The organism is Paenibacillus sp. GCM10023252, assembly GCF_042653305.1.
Lineage (GTDB): Bacteria > Bacillota > Bacilli > Paenibacillales > Paenibacillaceae > Pristimantibacillus.
This window is the reverse complement of record NZ_JBHSHW010000029.1, coordinates 43,687-62,591: the sequence shown is the minus strand read 5'-3', so window position 1 is coordinate 62,591 and position 18,905 is coordinate 43,687. Positions and strand designations below refer to the sequence as shown.

Sequence of the window (18,905 nt, the reverse complement as noted above, 5' to 3'; positions counted from 1 at the left end):
AGGAATGGACAGGATTTGACAACAGATGCAGAGTCTGATAGACGCTAGCAAAAGAATTGGAGAAAGCGCGCAACTTTACCTCCAGGCAGGAGTATAACCTTACGACATCATTAAGCGGACGGGGGTTATAGCAGCCATGAAGTTCAAGAAGGTGCTTATCTTGCTATCGATACTATCGCTGTGGGGCGGTTCTATGTTATTCGCCGATTCAGCTGCCCAGAAGGTGCGGGTTGTACTCAATGGCATGAATCTGGACGAAGGGGGAATCCTTGAGGACGGTAAGGTATATCTGCCTGTGAGAGAACTGGCCGAATCCATGCATGCTATTGTAGAGTGGGACGGTGGAGCGAAGAAGGCCTCGATCTACAAGCCGAATGTGCATATGATTCTGTTCCAAGACAAGGTTATCTTCGGCAATGTAGTGAAGGGGAATCGATACACTTTCAATGTCTTCTCCCAGATTGACAATCTGAAGACGGATGTTGCCGCTGTCAAGGTATCGGTATTCGATCCCTATGGCAATGAGAAGGTCATTCAATCCCAGAACGTCAATATTGCGAAGGACAACTTCTGGTACCGGACAGAGGATATTAAGTACAACTTCGAATACTCTGGGAAGTATGCCGTTCGATTCTATCTGAAGGCAGATGCAGGGGACCCTTGGTCGTTAGTATCGGAGAAGCTAATTACTTCACAATAGCACCATAGTTACGCTCACTTCATGTCCTTTCTCCTTAGCAGGAGAGGGGCTTTTTTGTCGTTTGACCAAGAGCGCGGGTCATGATACGATACGAGGGTGTTATATTCAGAGAACCATTGTGAGGGCGAGGTAACGACATGAGCGAAGAACATAAGCACGGAGATGACTGCGGCTGCGGCCACGATCATGAGCATGATGAGAGTGTATTTATCGTAACTGACGACGAGGGCCAAGAGCGCGAGATGGTCATGGTGTATACGTTTGAATCCGAGAATATGGGCTATGCGGTTCTGCTGGACCGCAATGACCCGGAAGCGGACGGCGTCATCTTCCGCATCGAGGAAGAGAACGACGAAGCCTACCTGGTTGGAATTGAAGACGATGCAGAGTGGGATCGCGTAACCGCGATCTACGAGCGCATTGCGACACAAGAGAATGAATCCAAGTAGGTTCACCTCTTAAGGCTGGCTATCCAGCCTGCAACGAACGCCGGGACAAGCTAAGCTGTCCCGGCGTTCGTTCATTCCTATGGAAGTCCTACTTGCGAGGATAATAATAGACGGTTCGACCGTTGAACATGGTGAGCTCTCCTTGAAGGTGCTTGCCCAGATACTTGCAGAATTCGTTCGCCTTAGCCTTGTCGCCATGCGTGGAGCCGTCAGGCAGCACGACTTGAATACATGGAACCTGAGACTCGCCCCGCTCCGTCTCCCCGACACCGAAGATGATGAATTTGTAGAGCGGATTCATGCCTTGCAGATAGAACCATCCGTCATCCTTCGACTCAATCGTATAAGGGAATGCCGCCTCTGCATAATTCCAATCAAGCTGAGCGCCGGTCAGTGAAGTCTGGCGACGGTATTCCAGCAGCCTGTTCTTCACGTCCTCCAGCGATATCGTATCTACTGCCGAGCCTTGCACGAGCTTAATGTAAGCGCTCTGACTCATCCTAGTCCACCCCTGCTCCATCATAGCATGAGCTGCCGAGCAGTGACAATATGTGGAACATCAGCCATACCCACGGGCAAGACGAAGACGGCCAGCCTACCCCCATCAGGAGTTAGGCTGGCCGTCAGCAATCGTTAAGAGATCGCCTCTTCTTCGAAAATAACCTTAACAAATTCGATGCTGCGGTCCTCAGGTCCCTTCACCGGAAGACCGACTTCTACATGATCGACGATGTAATCAATGTTCTTCTGCGAGATGACCTCTCCCGGCAGCAGAATCGGAATACCTGGCGGGTACACATAGATGAACTCGGCAATAATTCGGCCAGCCGATTCCTTGAACGGAATCACCTGAGTCTGTCCGTAGAAGGCATCTCGAGGGGTTAAGCTGAGCTGAGGGATGTCCGGAATTTTCACAACTAGCTCGCGTGCCTCTGCCCCCTCATGGAACTGTTCCGATAGTGCGCGAAGCGCCTGCAGCAGCTTCTCAATGCTGTCGGATGTATCTCCAGGCGTAACTAGGCAAAGAATGTTATACATATCACTTAATTCAATCTCTACATTGAAGTTGTCCCGGAGCCAGTTCTCAGTCTCGTATCCGGTAATACCCAGATGTCTGACGTGAATGCATACCTTCGTCGGATCATAGTCGAAGGTCGCTTCATCGCCTAGAATCTCGTCACCGAAGCTGTACAATCCTGGAATCTTGTTAATCTCCGCTCTTGCATATTGGGCTAACGCAATTGCTTGTTCCGCAAGCTGATGCCCGTTGAGCGCCAAGTTGCGTCGTGAGGTGTCTAGGGAGGCAAGCAGAATGTAAGAGGTGGAGGTTGTCGTCAGCATCGATATAATCGTCTGAACACGATAAGGGTTAATACGCCCTTCCTTGACGTTAAGAACGGAGCTCTGTGTCATCGAACCGCCAAGCTTATGTACGCTTGTTGCGGCCATATCGGCCCCGGCTTGCATCGCCGACATCGGCAGCTTGTCATGGAAGTGGATGAGCACACCGTGGGCTTCATCGACAAGGACAGGAATGTCATACATATGCACCAGATCCACAATCTCCTTCAAGTCGGCACAGATCCCGAAGTAAGTGGGATTAATGACGAGCACCGCCTTAGCATCGGGATGCTTCTCTAGCGCGCGGCGTACAGAGCGGGTCGTAATGCCATGGTCGATTCCGAGGTTCGAATCCCGGGCAGGCGAGATGAAGATAGGACGCGCTCCTGCGAAAATAATAGCGGCCATAATCGACTTGTGCACGTTGCGGGGCACGATAATCTTATCCCCGGGGGCACATACCGTGAGAATCATCGTCATAATAGCTCCGCTGGTGCCCTGTACGGAGAAGTAGGTATAATCTGCACCGAATGCATCGGCAGCCAGCTTCTGCGCTTCTTCAATAACGCCGGTAGGCTGATGCAGGTCATCAAGCGGCGCTATATTAATCAGATCGATCGACAGTGCATTGTCGCCGATGAATTCTCGGAATTCGGAGTCGCTTCCCTTGCCCTTCTTATGTCCCGGGATATGGAACTGAACGGGCTCTTGCTCCGCATGGCGGCGAAGCGCGCTGAAGAGCGGGGTTTGGTTATGATTCATGACTAGCATCCCAGCCTTTCTTCTGATGTACAAACAAGGCTCAGTATAGCAAATCCAAGCTCTAATGCAAACGACTAATTGTGATGTTCTTCATTTGTTCATAACCAAGCCGGACATGATTATGTTACCATTAACGAGTGGAGGGATAACGGATGAGAGACAGACGACTACTTATTGTAATGATTACACTAATGACAACCTTCATCGGATTCGGAATTATTATTCCGGTCATGCCGGAGGTTATTACGCAAGCGGATCCTGATTCCAAGGAGCTGCATACGGGATTGCTCCTTGCGATCTATTCCGCGGTATCCTTCATCTTATCCCCGCTATGGGGAGGGTTATCCGATCGGCTGGGCAGACGTCCTATTATTCTTATAGGTGTTGCTGGCTTCGGCATCTCCTTCCTGCTGTTCGGGCTTGCCACACGAGACCTTAACTTGCCCATGATGTACCTGGCTCGTATACTAGGCGGATTGTTCTCCGGCGCAGTGACGTCGGTTATCGTCGCCTATGTGGCGGATATTACGCCGCCCGAGCAGCGAACGAAGGGAATGGGCCTCGTCGGCATGTCGATTGGGCTTGGCTTCACAATCGGACCCGGCGTGGGCGGCCTGCTTAGCGAGATCTCTAATTCAGCTCCATTCTACGCAGCGGCAGGTCTAGCCTTCATTACCCTGCTGCTGGCTGCGGCTAAGTTAACGGAATCTCTCCTCCCGGAGCAGAGGAGAAGCAAGGCGGAGCCAAGGCCGTCTCGCTGGACAGCCTTCAGCGGGCCATCCAAGTACTTGTATGTGATGGCGTTCTTCGTCACCTTGTCCCTAGCGGGGATGGAGGCTACTCTGCAGCTATTCGGCATTGAACGCTTCGATGTGACTCCGCTGCAAGTAGGGATGATGTTCCTAGTGTGTGGATTAGTAGGGGCGCTCATACAGGGCGGAGTCGTTCGCCGGTATATTAAGAAGGGGGAGGAGCCGAAGTATATCGGGATCGGACTTGTCATCTCCGCGATCGGATTCTTCCTGCTGCTCTATTCCCACTCGCTGATCTGGGCAACGATCTCGCTTGCGATATTCGGGGTAGGCAATGCGCTCATTCGTCCTTGCGTGACATCGCTCATTACGCAGAAGACGAAGGTGGGCCAAGGAGTGGCTTCCGGACTCAGCTCCTCCATGGACAGCCTGGGCCGAATTATCGGGCCGCTCGCCGGTACATTCCTGCTTACGATTAATCTGCAGCTGCCGTTCGTCATGGGCGGTATACTCTCGATCGCAGCTCTGCTCCTGCTCCTCAAGTTCAGGCAGGTTGACTATGACGTACAGGTGGACAAGACGGAGACAGCATAATCTCGTGTAATCAAGCAGCTATACTGCACCAAAAAAAAGCACCCCTCCCATCAGATTTCTGATGGGAGGGGTGCTTTTTTTTGGTGTTTGCTGTCACTTCATGGCGTCTCATGCACCTAATCGAAGCAATCCCCGCCTTGAGGCGGAGGGCGGCTAAGACCTGAGGACAGTAGTAAATACAGACTTCAGACGTTTCCAGGCTGGATCGTTCATCCGTTATGATGGTAGAGGTTATTAGACAGAAATGACAAAAATCGGATGAGAGAAGAAGGAGCCGGGGAGAAAATGAGTAAATGGACGGAATGGTCATTCCGCAACAAGGCAGCAATTCTGCTAATTGTAGTGATGGCGTTAGGAATGGGGGTAATGAGCTACTTCAGGCTGCCGATGGAATTCCTCCCTGAAGCGGATAATCCGCAAGTTATGGTCACGGCCATCGGTCAAGGCTATGATGCAGCATCCATGGAGAAGCTCGTAACGGAGCCGCTTGAAGGAGCAGTCGCTTATACGAAGGGCAAAAGCTCGATGTTCTCCACTTCGGGCAATGGATATGCGCAGGTGTCTCTGAACTTCGATGCCAAGACGGATATGAAGGAAGCGAAGGCGGAGATCGAACGTGCTGTCTCCCAGGTGCAGCTTCCGGAGCGTGTAATGCCTCCATTCGTCGTACAGTTCAATACGTCGATGATTCCTATCTCATGGGTGACGCTGACCTTCGATGACGGTCTCAGTGAGGGTGAGAAGGAAGCGAAGATGAAGGAAGTGACAGCTGAGCTGCAGAAGACGGATGGGGCTGGTGAAGTTAGTGTCAGCGGCAAGTCCTCTCCTGCTGTGACCGTGAAGCCGCTCCCGGATCGGCTTGCTGAGAAGGGAATACAGGCAGCCGCACTGATGGGAATGCTGCAAGGGAGAGGCGTGTCGGCATCGGTCGGAGAGCAGACCATTGATGGTCAGGCCAGCAGCATTAACGTACGAGATGAGATTAAGGATCTCGCTACGCTTCGCAAGCTCCCGCTAGCCCCGGGTGTAGTTCTCGGCGATGTAGCATCGGTCCAGCTTGACCGCAGTCTGGAGAGCGTCTCGCGAATTGATGGCAAGGACGCCATTATGTTCACGGTGTCCAAGTCTGGAGATGCCAATGCGGTTCGTGTAGGCAAGGCTGTAGAGGATACGGTAGAGCGAGTGAACGAGGACATAGACGGAATAGATGCTTCCATCATTCTTAGTACCTCGGAATCCGTTGTAACTTCAGTGAACAGCATGCTTCGTGAAGTGCTGTTAGGGGCATTGTTCGCGACGATTGTCATCCTGTTGTTCATGCGCAATGTGCGCGCGACTCTCATTACGATTGTATCAATTCCTCTATCGCTTGGAATTACCTTGTATCTGCTCCAATTGTCAGGTGTGTCACTTAATATCATTACCTTAGGCGGTGTAGCCGTTGCGGTTGGGCGACTAGTCGACGATAGTATTGTTGTCATAGAGAACATACACCGTAGATTGCAGCGCGAGCCACTCTCCATTCCGCTCATTACGGATGCGACGAAGGAAGTGGCGACAGCGATTACGTCCTCCACACTCGTCACGGTTGCGGTGTTCCTGCCGATGGGGCTGCTCAGAGGATCCCTTCAGGCGTTCCTGCTTCCATTCGCATTGACGGTAACCTACTCTCTGCTTGCTTCGCTGCTCGTAGCTCTTACCGTCGTGCCGCTGCTTAGCTCGGTGCTGCTGCGGAGCGGGAACAAGCAGGATGCGGCAACCCCTCCAAGATTCACTTCAGTCATCCGATGGAGTCTGCAGCATAAGTGGATTCCACTGCTGACTGCTGCTATTCTGCTAGTCGGCTCCATTAGTGCATATGCCCTCATGCCGAAGGGAGCGCTCGACTCCTCGAGCAGTGAGAACATTAACCTATCGCTGCAATACCCGAGTGAGACTCCGACTGCGGAAGTGCTTCAGCAAGGAACGAAGCTGGAGAAGTCCTTATTGACGTTGGAGGAGATAGACTGGGCGCTCATGCAGATGGGCAACAGTTCAGACGGAGCTAAGTATGGTGCGGTGTCATCGCCTACCCTAGTGACCTTCTTGATCCATCTCAAGGAAGGCTCGGATGCAGAAGTGTTCATGGAGAAGGTTCGCCAGCAGCAATCCGAATACAAGGGAGCGGAGCTGACGGTGAACGCGACAGACTTCCTGATGGGCGGGGGCTCCTCTCAAGTATTCGTGGACGTGACTGGAGATGATCCGGAACAACTCGCGGCAGCGGCTGCACAACTGACGAAGGATGTGCAATCGGTTGAAGGGGTAGAGAAGGTTCAGAGCAATCTCGAGGAGATGAAGCCGGTCTATACCTTCGAGGTTAATCCAGTGCTGGCATCGGGCGGGGAAGTCGCGCAGCAGCTGCAAGGTCTCATTAACCCTATGCCGATCGGAACCATTACGCTGGAAGGACGGGATACGGCGGTCACCCTGTTGCCGATTGCTAAGCCGGATTCGCCTGAGGGCCTTAAGGGGTTGACCGTCATGACAGCGACGGGCCCGCAGCCGGTAGAGAAGGTAGCTAAGCTCGTGAAGACGGAAGAGGCAAGCCTGCTCTACCACAAGGAAGGCAAGCCGTACGTGAGGGTCACAGCTACAGTTGATCCTAGCAAGCTGTCCGTTATAGGGAAGGAGATTAAGGAGAAGGCAGATAGGCTCAAGCTGCCGCAAGGAGTCAAGCTGGCGATAGGCGGCGCGTCTGTTGATCAATCCAGCGACTTCACAGATCTGGCAACGACTGCACTTATCTCTATCGGTATCGTATACTTGATTATGGTGCTGACCTTCAAGACGCTTCGAGGACCGCTCGCTATTCTGTTCTCCTTGCCGCTGGCAGCCATCGGTGCAATCGGAGGCTTGCTCATATCGGGAGTAACGCCTGACTTCACCGCTATGTTCGGTGCGCTCATGCTCATTGGGATTGTTGTGACCAATGCAATTGTGCTCATCGATCGGGTGAAGCATAATGAGGAGACGATGTCGATTCGTGAGGCTCTAATTGAAGCTGCGGCAACGAGGATGAGGCCTATTATTATGACCGCTCTGGCTACGGTGTCCGCCATGCTTCCGCTCGTATTCGGCTCGCACGAGAGCGGAAGCATCGTATCGCAGAGCTTGGCTATCGTGGTGATCGGCGGACTCATTGCTGCGACATTGCTCACGCTAATTATCGTGCCATGTATCTACGAGCTGTTCTTCTTCCGCAAGTCTCGCAAGCAGAGACGCCAGCTGAACAACGTGCGGGAGGCAGAGTCTGCAACCATAACAACCTAATGAACGAATAGAGGCTGCCTACTCGAGCATATTGCTCAAGTGGGCAGCCTCTCCTTGTGACTAGCGATTGTAACAGCTTATGCCATTGCCAGCTTGTACCATGGCATTAAGGTGTTGAAGGTATCTATCGCATAGGCGAGGAAGTTCTCGCCATCCTGCAGCAGCGGATCTCCCGCATCAATACGGCGGCCAATCAGCAGCTCAGCCTTCTGCACATCTCGGAAGCGGACAAGCGATTCCTTCCACTCCTGCTTGGTCAGATCCCCTGTTCTTAGCGCGTCACTCTTCGTATGGTCGAGAGAGAGCATGTAGTCCGGAGGAACGGTGTCCATGAGCTCGTCCAATCGAGCGAGGTAGGAGGAGGCAATAGCAGACTTATTCGGCAGTTCATAGATAAGAGCAAGCCACAGGAAGGCATGGTCATCGAACAGGCCGATCTGGAAGTGGGGGTGGGCTTTGTAGCCGCGCTTGTTGTGAGCGAAGGCGAGCCAAGTATCCTTGGGAGGATTGACTGTTCTGCGCAGATGCTTGGCCACGTGCAGGTGCATCTCCTGACCAGTCATCTCTGTCATGTCATGGATCATGAGCTCGCCAATCGCGCGGAACTTGGGCTGGATTCGGTTCTGAATGCCAGCCATCCGAGCTGGAAGTCCTTCGAGCCCGAATACGTCGAAGTCTTCCTTGGTGAAGCCTTGGAATATAGAGTTCTGTGTTGCCGTTCCAGTCATATAATATAATCTCCTCTTAGTTCGATGGTGTAGGGTTGATTATTGGATTATACCATAACTAGTCTATGAGCTGCCTGTCCTCCGAGAGAGCAAGCGCGGCATTATGAGTGAAAAAACGGGCGGCATTGAAGCGGATTTCCTTCAAAAATAGTCAATAAACCAAGTTGCCATAACATAAGATGGAGTATAAGATAATGGTAAGATTAAATTGTCAGAACATTTCGTCAACTAAACCGAGGTAAGGGAGGGATTGCCGTGAACAAGAGCTATGAAGTCGAATACTGCAATCTGGAGCTGCGATTTGACCGCCGGCAAATCCAAAATCTCATCCGTGATCTCATTCAGGAAGGGTACTCCTTGTACTGGAGCGAGACTGAGACGCAATTTCTCATCTCGGTTCGTACGGGCCGCAAACTCGTCAAGCTGAGGTTTCAACGGATAAAGAGTCGGTACAAAATTGTTGGTGATTACACGATTAAAGACGAGAAGCTGTCCGAGTTGATTGAAAAGCTGATTAATGACACACGTGGACATGCGGTAGTGAAGCGGATCAAGGATCGTCAGATTGTTATTGAGAACATAATGTTCGGTGAAATTATACGACTGGTGGAGGTGTCCGGAATGGAGCATCGCATTATTTATCAGAAGAAGCCGTTCGTAACGATAGAAGAGATTATGCAGGCGTATCAATCCAAGCGGGCGGAGGAGAGAGCGATCGTCCTGCGCTACGAGCTTGATTATGAACTGTCTGTTCTACAAGAAGCGCTGCTCGCAGGGCACGAAGCTTCCATCCAGGAGAGTAAGGAGAAGCTGCTCGTTCTTCGTTCCGAGATGCTGCAGCTGGAATTGTAACCGTGATAATTAGGCGTATCCTATAAGAGAAGAGCGACAGCTTCCAAGCGGCTCTTCTTTTTTACATATTACAGACATCCTTAAGGGAAATATAAGGGAATCTTGGGGTGATGGTTAGAAAGTCTAATGCGGGAAAGCGCACATTTTGTTTGCAAATAGTTTTCATCTGGGACTAAAAAGAGTAAAATAACAGTATTGTGACCAAAATTGAGATTAAAGGATGGAAGAAACCAAATGTCTAAACAGCAAATTGGTGTTATCGGATTGGCCGTTATGGGTAAAAATCTTGCCCTGAATATTGAGAGCAGAGGCTTCACCGTGTCTGTATTCAACCGTTCCCGCGAGAAGACAGATGACCTGATTAAGGAAGCAGCAGGCAAAAATCTCGTCCCTGCTTACACCATTGAAGAATTCGTGCAATCGCTGGAAGTGCCTCGCAAAATTCTCATTATGGTACAAGCTGGAGCGGGTACTGATGCTACCATTGACTCCCTTGTTCCGCACTTGGACGAAGGCGACATCATCATCGATGGCGGTAATGCTTACTTCCCTGATACCGTACGCCGCAGCAAAGACCTTGAAGCCAAAGGCTTCCGCTTCATCGGCACCGGCGTATCCGGCGGTGAAGAAGGCGCGCTGAACGGACCTTCGATCATGCCGGGCGGACAAGAGTCAGCTTACAAGCTCGTTGAGCCGATCCTAACGGCTATCTCAGCTAAGGTTGGCGACGATGCTTGCTGTACCTACATCGGACCAGACGGTGCTGGCCATTATGTCAAGATGGTACATAACGGCATTGAGTACGGCGATATGCAGCTGATCTGCGAAGCCTACGACCTGCTGAAGAATGTACTTGGCGTTGGCGCGGAAGAGCTCCATGAGATCTTCGCAGAGTGGAATAAGGGCGAGCTCGACAGCTATCTAATCGAGATTACGACTGAGATCTTCTCCAAGTATGACCCTGAGACTGGCAAGCCTATGGTTGATGTAATCCTGGATGCTGCCGGCCAGAAGGGAACAGGCAAGTGGACAAGCCAGAGCTCCCTTGATCTCGGTGTTCCGCTGTCAATCATCACGGAATCCGTATTCACCCGCTTCCTGTCAGCGATGAAGGAAGAGCGTGTCGCAGCAAGCAAGCTGCTTAACGGTCCAGAGCAGAAGCCGTTCCAAGGCGACAAGGGTGCCTTCATCGAAGCAGTTCGCAAGGCGCTGTTCGCTTCCAAGATCTGCTCCTATGCACAAGGCTTCGCTCAGATGCGCGCCGCTTCCGAAGAGTATGGCTGGAATCTGCGCTACGGCGATATCGCCATGATCTTCCGCGGAGGCTGCATTATCCGTGCCCGCTTCCTGCAGAACATCAAGGACGCTTATGACCGCGATCCGAACCTGAACAACCTGCTGCTTGATCCTTACTTCCAGAACATTGTCGAGTCCTACCAAGGCGCTTGGCGTGAAGTGGTTGCCGCTGCGGTGACGAACGGTACGCCAGTTCCTGCATTCGCTAGCGCACTGGCTTACTTCGACAGCTACCGTACAGCGCGTCTGCCAGCGAACTTGCTGCAAGCACAGCGTGACTACTTCGGCGCTCATACGTTCAAGCGTGTGGACAAGGAAGGCACGTTCCACTTCAACTGGCTCGATTCCTAGGAGCATGGTGAGAGGAGCGTCGCTGAAGCTACAGGCCGTAGGAAGCTTCGGCTAACCAAGTTCTCAGCCGCTCCGCTTCATAGTCTGCACAATGGCTTCTCTGGATAAGAGACATGGAAGCCTCGGCAAAAAAATGAAAATTCCGAAGCAATCGTGGCTGCGACAGATCCAATAACGACGGATCTTCGTCAGCCACTTTTTTCTTAATATATTGAAGCATCCATAGAACATCTTCCTTGCACAGCGGATGGTTCGGGTCTAGTATTCGATTGATCTGCCCCCGAGTTGGATCAGGGATTGAGAGCTCTGGCGAGTCGGCCATTTGGAATCGTCACTCCTCTATTTCTTTTATACAAGCACCACTATCATCCATACGACAGTTCGCACATTTTTATACCCCGTCTCTTAGAAAAAATGCTATGATGAGGAAGAATGAGTGAATGTAAGGCGGGGTACTTAATGAACTTAACACGTAATGATGCAGCAAATGGGAGCAAAATTGTGCTCGTTGGCTTCATGGGAACGGGCAAGTCGACGGTCAGTCGTCTGCTGGCAGACCAATTGGGCTGGCAACGCGTTGATGTCGACGAAGAGATTGAACAGCTGCAAGGCGAGAGTGTGCGAGAGCTGTTCGCAAGCAAGGGTGAGGCGGAATTCCGCCGAATCGAGAGTGCTGCACTAGCCGGTATTCTAGCTGCACCAGAGCAAGCAGTCATTGCTACCGGGGGCGGAGCCGTTCTACGGGAAGATAATCGTGAGAGAATGCTGCAATCCGGGTTCGTCGTAGCGCTGACTTGTGATTCAGAGCAGATCATGACGAGAGTCCAGGCGGATCAATCACGTCCACTCCTGCAAGGAGACCCCAAGGGCAATGTGATAAGGCTGCTGCAAGAGCGCAAGGATGCTTATCAGTTCGCCCACTATACCGTGGACACCACGCTGCTGTCGGCAGAGGAAGTCGTTCATGCCATACGAAGAGAGCATGAGAAGCTGGTCGAATAGGCTGCATGAATCTAACACTACTACATAAGGGGAAGATTACACGATGGATGTTCTAGTTACTCCTACTCCAACTCTTAAGGGAGAGCTTGGGGCGCTGTCCTCCAAAAACTACACAACCCGCTACCTGCTGGTTGCTGCACTGGCTGAGGGCACAAGCACGATCCATTATCCCGCTCATAGCGAGGACAGCGATGCGATGCGCCGCTGTATCCGAGATCTTGGCGCGGTTCTTGAAGAAGATGAGACTAAGATTACGATTACGGGCTTCGGACGTAATCCTGCTCCTGTGAAGGAGCTGGATGTGGGCAATGCCGGCGCAGTCCTTCGATTCCTGATGGCCGTGACGGCTCTATGTCCGGAAGTAACATTCATTAATCGCTATCCAGACTCCTTAGGCAAGCGACCACATGATGATCTAATCGAATCTCTTGGTCAGCTTGGTGTTACAGTCGAGCACAACCAGGGCAAGCTCCCTATAACGATTCGCGGCGGCAAGCCTAGAGGCGGGAAGATTACAGTGTCTGGCAATGTAAGCTCTCAGTTCCTGAGCGCGCTACTGTTCCTCACTCCACTGCTGGAGGAAGACAGTGAGATTGAAGTGCTTCACGATCTCAAGTCGGCCATTGTGGTTGGGCAGACGCTGGAAGTGCTCTCGCAGGCAGGAATTGTTATTCACGCTAGCGACGACCTGATGCATTACCGAGTTCCTGGCGGGCAACGTTATGAAGCGAAGACCTACATGGTTCAAGGCGATTATCCTGGATCAGCGGCTGTCCTTGCTGCTGCTGCCGTGACGCAGTCCGATGTGACGATTCACCGGCTGGAGGAGCACAGCAAGCAGGGAGAGCGTGCCATTGTAGATGTTCTTCGTATGATGGAAGTACCGCTCACTCATGAGAATGGTACGGTGCACGTGCAAGGTACCGGCAGATTGAAGGCTGTCGAATTCGACGGAGATCAAGCTACGGATGCCGTGCTGGCCATGGTTGCTGCAGCTGTATTTGCAGAGGGCACTTCTCGGTTCTACAATGTTGAGAATCTACGGTACAAGGAATGCGACCGCATTACCGACTACTTGAATGAACTGCGCAAGGCAGGAGCGAATGTCGAAGAGAAGCAGAGCGAGATTATCGTGCACGGCCGTCCGGAAGGCGTCGAAGGCGGAGTCGAGATTAACGCTCACTACGATCATCGCGTCATTATGGCGCTGACTGTAGTCGGATTGAGGGCGAATAAGCCGATTCGAATTCGTGATGCTCATCATGTGGCCAAGTCATACCCAATTTATTTCGATCACTTAAGAGCGCTCGGCGCAAGCGTTGAGTGGCTGGAGGAGGCATAAGAGATGGCCTATACGCATCCGTCTCGCGAACAGATTAAGGAGATTCTAGAGGCAAGTCATACGATAGCTGTAGTCGGATTATCAGACAAGCCTGACCGAGTATCTTACATGGTGTCCGAGGCTATGCAGAATAAGGGCTATCGTATTATACCTGTTAATCCTAGTGCAGATCGCATATTAGGAGAGAAGAGCTACGCATCTCTTGCTGATATACCTGAGCCGGTAGATATCGTCAATGTCTTCCGTCGTCCCGAGCATACGCCGCCTATAGCGGAAGAAGCGGCAGCGATTGGTGCTAAGGTGCTGTGGCTCCAACTGGGCATTGTTAATGAAGAAGCGGCTTCCATCGCGAGCGCTGCGGGATTAGAAGTCATCATGGACCGTTGTATCAAGGTCGAGGATTCCATTCTTCTGCCTGAAGGACGACCCAGAACCTGACAATAATAAAATTCACTCCTCTCTCCCACAATAAGAGAGGCTTCTGGAGCGGACGATCCCAGTACAGCAACCGTGATGTTGTTGCTGTAAAGGTTAGTTATCCAATCCGAAGACTCTATATTGGAATACCAAGGAGGATACAACGAGTGAATTATTCGTCGCAGCAAGGGTATCAAGGGCAAGGCTTCCAGAATCAAGGCAACCAGTTCCAGCCGATGGGTTATGTACAATCCCATTATCAAGGCCAGCTCAGTCAGCCTTCCTTCGGTCAGCAGCAACCCGTAATTGCCCATACAGGCGGCTACCAAGCGAATAATCAGTCATACGGCCAACAGCCGTCGACCTTCTCTCATTACACAGCACAGCCAATATCGCACTTCAGCAATCAAGGCCAAGGTCAATCCTACAGCCAGCCGGTCATCTCACACTTAGGGTACACAGCGGATCAGCAAGCTAGCGGTCCCGTATACCAAGCAACGGGATACGGCAGCCATAACGGCTCTTATGGCGGCGGTCAGCCCCAAGGATATATCCAGGGTGGCTACGTGCAATCCCATACGCAGCAGAGCCCGGTGTATCATGCAACGAACAGCTACCAACAAGCAGGCCCGGTTATCTCGCACCTCGGTTACCAAGCGAACAATAACCGTCAAGGATTCTAGGTCATCAGCATAGGACAGCGAGCAACGGCGGACCGACTGGTCCGCCGTTTTTCTTCTTTGACAAATCCGGATGTAACGCTTACCATCTTGTATAGACTTATGAGGCGGCGGTTGGCGCTGCGAACGACAGAAGGAGGATCCAGTTCATCATGAACTTCATGGGAAGCCTGCAGCAGCTCGGACGGGCTTTCATGCTGCCGATGATTGCGCTGCCTGGAGCGGCAATATTTATGAGCCTCAGCAAGCTGCCTTGGGATCTAATCGGTCTTGATGCAATGGGCGGGTACTTGTGGACGGCTGGCGAGAGCTTATTCCTCTATCTCCCTTATCTATTCGCGCTTGGCGTGTCCCTTGGGCTGACCGGCAACGCACTAGCAGCAGGCATGGCTGCACTTATTGGAATGATTATTTACACAGGGATTACCCAATCTTCAGAGCTGACCATCGAACCTACGGTGTTTATTGGCTCATTGATTGGCATGATAGCAGGCTTCAGTTATGAACGGTTCAAGAATTTGAGATTACCGGAGTACATACAGTTTTTTGGCGGACCGCGCTTCGTTCCCTTGTTCGTCAGCTTAATCTCCTTCCTATTGTCATTAGCGATGCTGGGCATTGCCCCGCTCATTGATACGATGCTCGTTCAATTGGGACATATTGTTGCAACTACTGGGGGCTTCGGCGTATTTCTATACGGCTTCGTACACCGTATTCTCGTTGTGTTCGGTCTTCATCATCTGGTGAGCCATGTGTTCTGGTTCCAGATTGGGGGATATGAGACAGCGAGCGGCGCTATGGTTTTCGGCGATTTGCCGAGATTTTTTGCCGGTGACCGAACGGCTGGAGTGTTCATGGCAGGCATGTACCCGACTATGATGTTCGCGCTGCCTGCCATCGCCTTCGCCATCATCCATGAAGCGCGTGAGGATCTGAAGCCTAAGATTAAGAAGACCTTCCTGACCGCGGCGCTTGCTTCCTTCTTAACGGGAGTATCTGAGCCAGTCGAGTTCGCCTTCTTATTCGTTGCTCCCTATCTGTTCGTCATTCATGCCTTCCTGTCCGGTGTCATTATGTGGGTAACCTATGCGCTCGGTATTAGGCACGGGTTCTCCTTCTCCGCCGGGGCGCTGGATTACGTCATTAATGAGCACTTGGCGACTAGAGGTTGGCTCCTCATTCCGATTGGAGTTGCAGTAGGGTTCGTCTATTACTTCCTGTTCCGATGGGCCATCCGAAGATTCCGGATTCCCACACCCGGCAGGGAAGAAGGCTCTCAGCTCGACGAATGGGCGGGAGATATTCCTTACCGTGCACCGCTCATTCTGCAAGCGATAGGCGGCAAGGAGAACATCGTGCAGATGGAGGCTTGCATCACCAGGCTACGGCTCAAGGTCGCTAATGAGAAGCTGCTCGATATCAACGCACTGAGGAATCTAGGCGCAGCCGGAGTGATTCGTCTCGGGGGCGGGCATGTGCAGGTCGTATTCGGCACCTTCAGCGAGCTTATCCGGGCTGAGATGATCAAGGCCATTCATCGAGATCAAGCGCAGGTCTTGTTCTCTTCACCCGTACAGGGTAAGATGCTGCCGCTGGAGGAAGTTCCGGATCCTATCTTCGCGGGCAAGCTTGTCGGACAAGGGGTCGCCTTCATCCCTGATCGAGGTGAGCTCGTCTCTCCGGTGAAGGGGAAGGTCAGCTTGATCTATCCAACGATGCATGCGATCGGGCTTCAGACGCCTGAAGGACTTGAAGTGCTCCTGCATATCGGAATCGACACATCCCGCTTAACGGGTCAGGACTACTTCCAGGCGGCAGTTAAGGAAGGCGATGAGGTCATACCGGGACAGCTGCTCATACGCTTCAATCTGCAGAAGGTGCGCAGAGATTCCAAGTCCTTGGCGACGCCGATGGTCATTACGAACTCAGAGCTAGTCCATTCATGGCGTTATGCGCCGTTCAAGGCAGTCAAGAAAGGGCAGTCTTCCGTGATGTCCGTAGTGCTTAAAGAGAGAAATGGTGGAGGGGAAAGGCCATGATTCATGGAATTGGGGCTTCAGCAGGAATAGCGATTGGCAAAGCATTCGTCCTTCCGAATTGGGAGTGGGAGCTTCCCGATCAGAAGATCGATGTATCGGATCTGGCACGTGAATTCGAGCGAGTGTATGAAGGAATCCGCACATCCAAGTGTGAGATCGAGCAGATTAAGGATGAGCTAAGAGATGTAGTCGGGACGGAAGAGACCCATATCTTCGATGCCCATCTTGCCATCCTGGATGATCCCGTCTTCATGAACGAGATTCAAGGCATCATTCAGAGGCAGTATAAGGCTGCTGAAGTTGCAGTGAAGGAAGCGATTGATCACTTCGTGACGATGTTCGACCTGCTAGATGATGAGTATATGAAGGAACGCGCCCTTGATATTAAGGATGTAGGCAATCGACTGCTCAAGCATCTGCTAGGCGCACCAGAGATTACGCTGCCATCCGATACGCAGCCGTTCGTTCTGATCGCGAAGGAGCTGTCTCCTTCCCAGCTCGCTCATATTAATCCGCAGCATGTGCTTGGCATTGCTACGCTTGCGGGCAGCACAACTTCCCATTCCTCCATCATGGCTAGAGCGCTTGGCATCCCTCTTGTAGTTGGACTTGAGATGAATCTGGAGGAGCCGATCCAGACGGGCCAGATGATGATTATTGACGGCAATGATGGAAGAGTGTATATCGATCCGGATGATGAAGTGACGAAGCGGTATGAGCTTATTCAAGCGCGGCAGTCCGAAGATAAGCAGCGGCTGCGAGGCATTGTCAGCTACAAGCCGGTCACCCCTGACGGTATGGAGATGCAGCTGTCTGCGAATATCAGCTCGCTGAAGGAGCTTGAGGTGGCCTTAATGAGCGGCGCACATGGAGTAGGCTTGTTCCGAACGGAGTTCCTCTATATGGATCGGAATCGGTTCCCTCTCGAAGAGGAGCAGTATGAGGTGTATCGGAGCGTAGCGCAGAAGCTGGAAGGCAAGCCTCTAATTATCCGTACACTGGATATCGGAGGAGACAAGCAGCTCGATTACTTCGAACTGCCTGAAGAAGACAATCCGTTCCTCGGGTACCGGGCTATTCGAATCTCACTAGATCGCAAGGACTTATTCAAGACGCAGCTGCGGGCCATTCTTAGAGCCAGCCATTATGGCCAGGTGAAGCTGATGTATCCGTTAATCTCTTCAGTAGAGGAGGTTCGGGCTGCTAACGCCATACTGCAGGAAGCTAAAGAGGAGCTTAGCGAGCTTGGATTGCCCTATGATCCGGACATGAAGATTGGCATTATGATCGAGGTGCCGGCTGCAGTCATGATTGCCGATCTGCTCGCCCATGAAGTAGACTTCTTCTCCATCGGTACGAATGATCTCATCCAATTCACATTAGCCGTTGATCGAATGAACGATGAGATTGCGCATCTCTACGAGCCTTATCACCCTGCGATCCTTCGAATGCTTAGGACGACTGTTGAGGCGGCGAAGCGAAGCGGAATCGGGGTAGGGGTGTGCGGAGAGCTTGCAGGAGATATTCGCGCGCTGCCGCTGTGGCTCAGCTTGAATGTGGACTCCATCTCTATGTCAGCCGGGGCGATCCTCCCGGTCAAGGAGCGGCTGCTCCGTACGAAGCTGGAAGACAGCCGTTCCTTGCTGGATGAAGTCATGAATTGCCGCTCATCAGCGGAAGTTCACGCCATGCTGGATTCCTTCATAGAGAGAGTAGATGCCGAGGAAGCTGCGACCTCTTAGCGGGTACGCTGCTCCAGAGCATCGACGAACGCCTTCGCATACGGCGGCAGATCTGGCGGGCGACGGGCTGAGATGAGATTGCCGTCTACGACAACCGCCTCATCCAACCAGGTAGCCCCTGCGTTCTCCATGTCGTCACGAATGCCAGGGGTGGAAGTGACGGTACGGCCTTCAAGGATCTTGGCTGAGATAAGCACCCAGCCAGCATGGCAGATCTGGCCAATCGGCTTGCCTGCAGCGTTCAGCTCCTGAACAATCTGAAGCACCTTGGCATCACGACGAATCTTGTCAGGCGCCCAGCCTCCAGGCACGAGCAGGCCGTCAATGTCACTGCTGACCAGCTCCTCATACGATAGATCTGCGATAGCAGGCACGCCATACTTGCCTATATACTTCTTGCCCTTCTCAGGTGCTGCATAGAGTACGGTTGCGCCGGCTTCTCTGACGCGATAGACCGGATACCATAGCTCCAAGTCTTCGAATTCATCATCCAGGAGACAGATGACGGTCTGATTGACTAATGACATGACAATTCCCTCCGAATCG

The 18,905-nt window shown here is 52.1% G+C and carries 17 protein-coding genes; 12 read left to right on the top strand and 5 right to left on the bottom strand.

The window, feature by feature from the left end; genetic code table 11:
- Window positions 1–136 precede the first annotated feature (136 nt).
- Window positions 137–700 carry a stalk domain-containing protein gene (locus ACFO9Q_RS16570; RefSeq protein ID WP_379184052.1) on the top strand — a complete coding sequence of 188 codons (564 nt, stop codon included), beginning with the start codon at window positions 137–139 and terminating at the stop codon, window positions 698–700.
- Between the two features lie 137 nt (window positions 701–837).
- Window positions 838–1,149 carry a DUF1292 domain-containing protein gene (locus ACFO9Q_RS16565; RefSeq protein WP_379184050.1) on the top strand — a complete coding sequence of 104 codons (312 nt, stop codon included), beginning with the start codon at window positions 838–840 and terminating at the stop codon, window positions 1,147–1,149.
- 88 nt (window positions 1,150–1,237) lie between these two features.
- Here the strand turns inward: ACFO9Q_RS16565 and ACFO9Q_RS16560 are convergent, their stop codons facing one another.
- Together ACFO9Q_RS16560 and ACFO9Q_RS16555 are read right to left on the bottom strand one after the other, a co-directional pair.
- The gene (locus tag ACFO9Q_RS16560) at window positions 1,238–1,648 is read right to left on the bottom strand and encodes a DUF1885 family protein (RefSeq protein WP_379184048.1); all 411 of its coding nucleotides are present in this window, start codon (window positions 1,646–1,648) and stop codon (window positions 1,238–1,240) included.
- Between the two features lie 134 nt (window positions 1,649–1,782).
- Window positions 1,783–3,252, bottom strand: coding sequence for an aminotransferase class I/II-fold pyridoxal phosphate-dependent enzyme (locus ACFO9Q_RS16555; RefSeq protein ID WP_379184046.1), 1,470 nt, complete (start codon window positions 3,250–3,252; stop codon window positions 1,783–1,785).
- A 152-nt stretch (window positions 3,253–3,404) separates the two neighbouring features.
- On the opposite strand from ACFO9Q_RS16555, the gene ACFO9Q_RS16550 reads away from it, so the two are divergent.
- Window positions 3,405–4,598 carry an MFS transporter gene (locus ACFO9Q_RS16550; protein ID WP_379184043.1) on the top strand — a complete coding sequence of 398 codons (1,194 nt, stop codon included), beginning with the start codon at window positions 3,405–3,407 and terminating at the stop codon, window positions 4,596–4,598.
- A 285-nt stretch (window positions 4,599–4,883) separates the two neighbouring features.
- Window positions 4,884–7,910, top strand: a complete 3,027-nt coding sequence (locus ACFO9Q_RS16545) for an efflux RND transporter permease subunit (protein WP_379184040.1) — start codon at window positions 4,884–4,886, stop codon at window positions 7,908–7,910.
- A gap of 77 nt (window positions 7,911–7,987) precedes the next feature.
- On the opposite strand, the gene ACFO9Q_RS16540 is transcribed toward ACFO9Q_RS16545, so the two are convergent.
- On the bottom strand, window positions 7,988–8,638 hold the full coding sequence (locus tag ACFO9Q_RS16540; RefSeq protein WP_379184038.1) for a YktB family protein: 651 nt from the start codon (window positions 8,636–8,638) through the stop codon (window positions 7,988–7,990).
- A gap of 255 nt (window positions 8,639–8,893) precedes the next feature.
- Here ACFO9Q_RS16540 and ACFO9Q_RS16535 point away from each other — a divergent pair, with 255 nt between their 5' ends.
- The gene (locus ACFO9Q_RS16535) at window positions 8,894–9,490 is read left to right on the top strand and encodes a hypothetical protein (RefSeq protein WP_379184036.1); all 597 of its coding nucleotides are present in this window, start codon (window positions 8,894–8,896) and stop codon (window positions 9,488–9,490) included.
- A gap of 234 nt (window positions 9,491–9,724) precedes the next feature.
- Entirely contained in the window at window positions 9,725–11,137 is a 1,413-nt protein-coding gene (gene gndA, locus ACFO9Q_RS16530; RefSeq protein WP_379184034.1) for an NADP-dependent phosphogluconate dehydrogenase, read from the top strand.
- A 28-nt stretch (window positions 11,138–11,165) separates the two neighbouring features.
- Here gndA and ACFO9Q_RS16525 read toward each other — a convergent pair whose 3' ends face one another.
- Complete coding sequence (locus tag ACFO9Q_RS16525; RefSeq protein ID WP_379184032.1) at window positions 11,166–11,459, bottom strand: hypothetical protein; 294 nt, start codon at window positions 11,457–11,459, stop codon at window positions 11,166–11,168.
- A gap of 137 nt (window positions 11,460–11,596) precedes the next feature.
- On the opposite strand from ACFO9Q_RS16525, the gene ACFO9Q_RS16520 reads away from it, so the two are divergent.
- The 6 genes from ACFO9Q_RS16520 to ptsP all read left to right on the top strand — a co-directional run bounded on the left by ACFO9Q_RS16520 (window position 11,597) and on the right by ptsP (window position 18,359).
- Window positions 11,597–12,139 carry a shikimate kinase gene (locus ACFO9Q_RS16520; protein WP_379184030.1) on the top strand — a complete coding sequence of 181 codons (543 nt, stop codon included), beginning with the start codon at window positions 11,597–11,599 and terminating at the stop codon, window positions 12,137–12,139.
- A gap of 43 nt (window positions 12,140–12,182) precedes the next feature.
- Window positions 12,183–13,481, top strand: coding sequence for a 3-phosphoshikimate 1-carboxyvinyltransferase (aroA, locus tag ACFO9Q_RS16515; RefSeq protein ID WP_379184028.1), 1,299 nt, complete (start codon window positions 12,183–12,185; stop codon window positions 13,479–13,481).
- Window positions 13,482–13,484: 3 nt separating this feature from the next.
- Window positions 13,485–13,919 carry a CoA-binding protein gene (locus ACFO9Q_RS16510; protein WP_379184026.1) on the top strand — a complete coding sequence of 145 codons (435 nt, stop codon included), beginning with the start codon at window positions 13,485–13,487 and terminating at the stop codon, window positions 13,917–13,919.
- Between the two features lie 146 nt (window positions 13,920–14,065).
- Window positions 14,066–14,581, top strand: coding sequence for a hypothetical protein (locus ACFO9Q_RS16505; RefSeq protein ID WP_379184023.1), 516 nt, complete (start codon window positions 14,066–14,068; stop codon window positions 14,579–14,581).
- A gap of 149 nt (window positions 14,582–14,730) precedes the next feature.
- Window positions 14,731–16,617 (top strand): glucose PTS transporter subunit IIA, encoded by a 1,887-nt coding sequence (locus tag ACFO9Q_RS16500; RefSeq protein ID WP_379184021.1) that lies wholly within the window; start codon window positions 14,731–14,733, stop codon window positions 16,615–16,617.
- Complete coding sequence (ptsP, locus tag ACFO9Q_RS16495) at window positions 16,614–18,359, top strand: phosphoenolpyruvate--protein phosphotransferase (protein ID WP_379184019.1); 1,746 nt, start codon at window positions 16,614–16,616, stop codon at window positions 18,357–18,359. The genes ACFO9Q_RS16500 and ptsP overlap by 4 nt, the downstream gene beginning before the upstream one ends.
- On the opposite strand, the gene ACFO9Q_RS16490 is transcribed toward ptsP, so the two are convergent.
- Window positions 18,356–18,886 (bottom strand): type 1 glutamine amidotransferase domain-containing protein, encoded by a 531-nt coding sequence (locus tag ACFO9Q_RS16490; protein ID WP_379184017.1) that lies wholly within the window; start codon window positions 18,884–18,886, stop codon window positions 18,356–18,358. The two genes, ptsP and ACFO9Q_RS16490, sit on opposite strands and share 4 nt — an antisense overlap.
- Window positions 18,887–18,905 lie beyond the last annotated feature (19 nt).

Excerpts from the sequence above, each read along its gene's own strand:
- ACFO9Q_RS16570 (WP_379184052.1), top strand. The coding sequence starts at position 137 with ATGAAGTTCAAGAAGGTGCTTATCTTGCTATCGATACTATCGCTGTGG.
- ACFO9Q_RS16565 (WP_379184050.1), top strand. The coding sequence starts at position 838 with ATGAGCGAAGAACATAAGCACGGAGATGACTGCGGCTGCGGCCACGAT.
- ACFO9Q_RS16560 (WP_379184048.1), bottom strand. The coding sequence starts at position 1,648 with ATGAGTCAGAGCGCTTACATTAAGCTCGTGCAAGGCTCGGCAGTAGAT.
- ACFO9Q_RS16555 (WP_379184046.1), bottom strand. The coding sequence starts at position 3,252 with ATGAATCATAACCAAACCCCGCTCTTCAGCGCGCTTCGCCGCCATGCG.
- ACFO9Q_RS16550 (WP_379184043.1), top strand. The coding sequence starts at position 3,405 with ATGAGAGACAGACGACTACTTATTGTAATGATTACACTAATGACAACC.
- ACFO9Q_RS16545 (WP_379184040.1), top strand. The coding sequence starts at position 4,884 with ATGAGTAAATGGACGGAATGGTCATTCCGCAACAAGGCAGCAATTCTG.
- ACFO9Q_RS16540 (WP_379184038.1), bottom strand. The coding sequence starts at position 8,638 with ATGACTGGAACGGCAACACAGAACTCTATATTCCAAGGCTTCACCAAG.
- gndA (WP_379184034.1), top strand. The coding sequence starts at position 9,725 with ATGTCTAAACAGCAAATTGGTGTTATCGGATTGGCCGTTATGGGTAAA.
- ACFO9Q_RS16525 (WP_379184032.1), bottom strand. The coding sequence starts at position 11,459 with ATGGCCGACTCGCCAGAGCTCTCAATCCCTGATCCAACTCGGGGGCAG.
- ACFO9Q_RS16520 (WP_379184030.1), top strand. The coding sequence starts at position 11,597 with ATGAACTTAACACGTAATGATGCAGCAAATGGGAGCAAAATTGTGCTC.
- aroA (WP_379184028.1), top strand. The coding sequence starts at position 12,183 with ATGGATGTTCTAGTTACTCCTACTCCAACTCTTAAGGGAGAGCTTGGG.
- ACFO9Q_RS16510 (WP_379184026.1), top strand. The coding sequence starts at position 13,485 with ATGGCCTATACGCATCCGTCTCGCGAACAGATTAAGGAGATTCTAGAG.
- ACFO9Q_RS16500 (WP_379184021.1), top strand. The coding sequence starts at position 14,731 with ATGAACTTCATGGGAAGCCTGCAGCAGCTCGGACGGGCTTTCATGCTG.
- ptsP (WP_379184019.1), top strand. The coding sequence starts at position 16,614 with ATGATTCATGGAATTGGGGCTTCAGCAGGAATAGCGATTGGCAAAGCA.
- ACFO9Q_RS16490 (WP_379184017.1), bottom strand. The coding sequence starts at position 18,886 with ATGTCATTAGTCAATCAGACCGTCATCTGTCTCCTGGATGATGAATTC.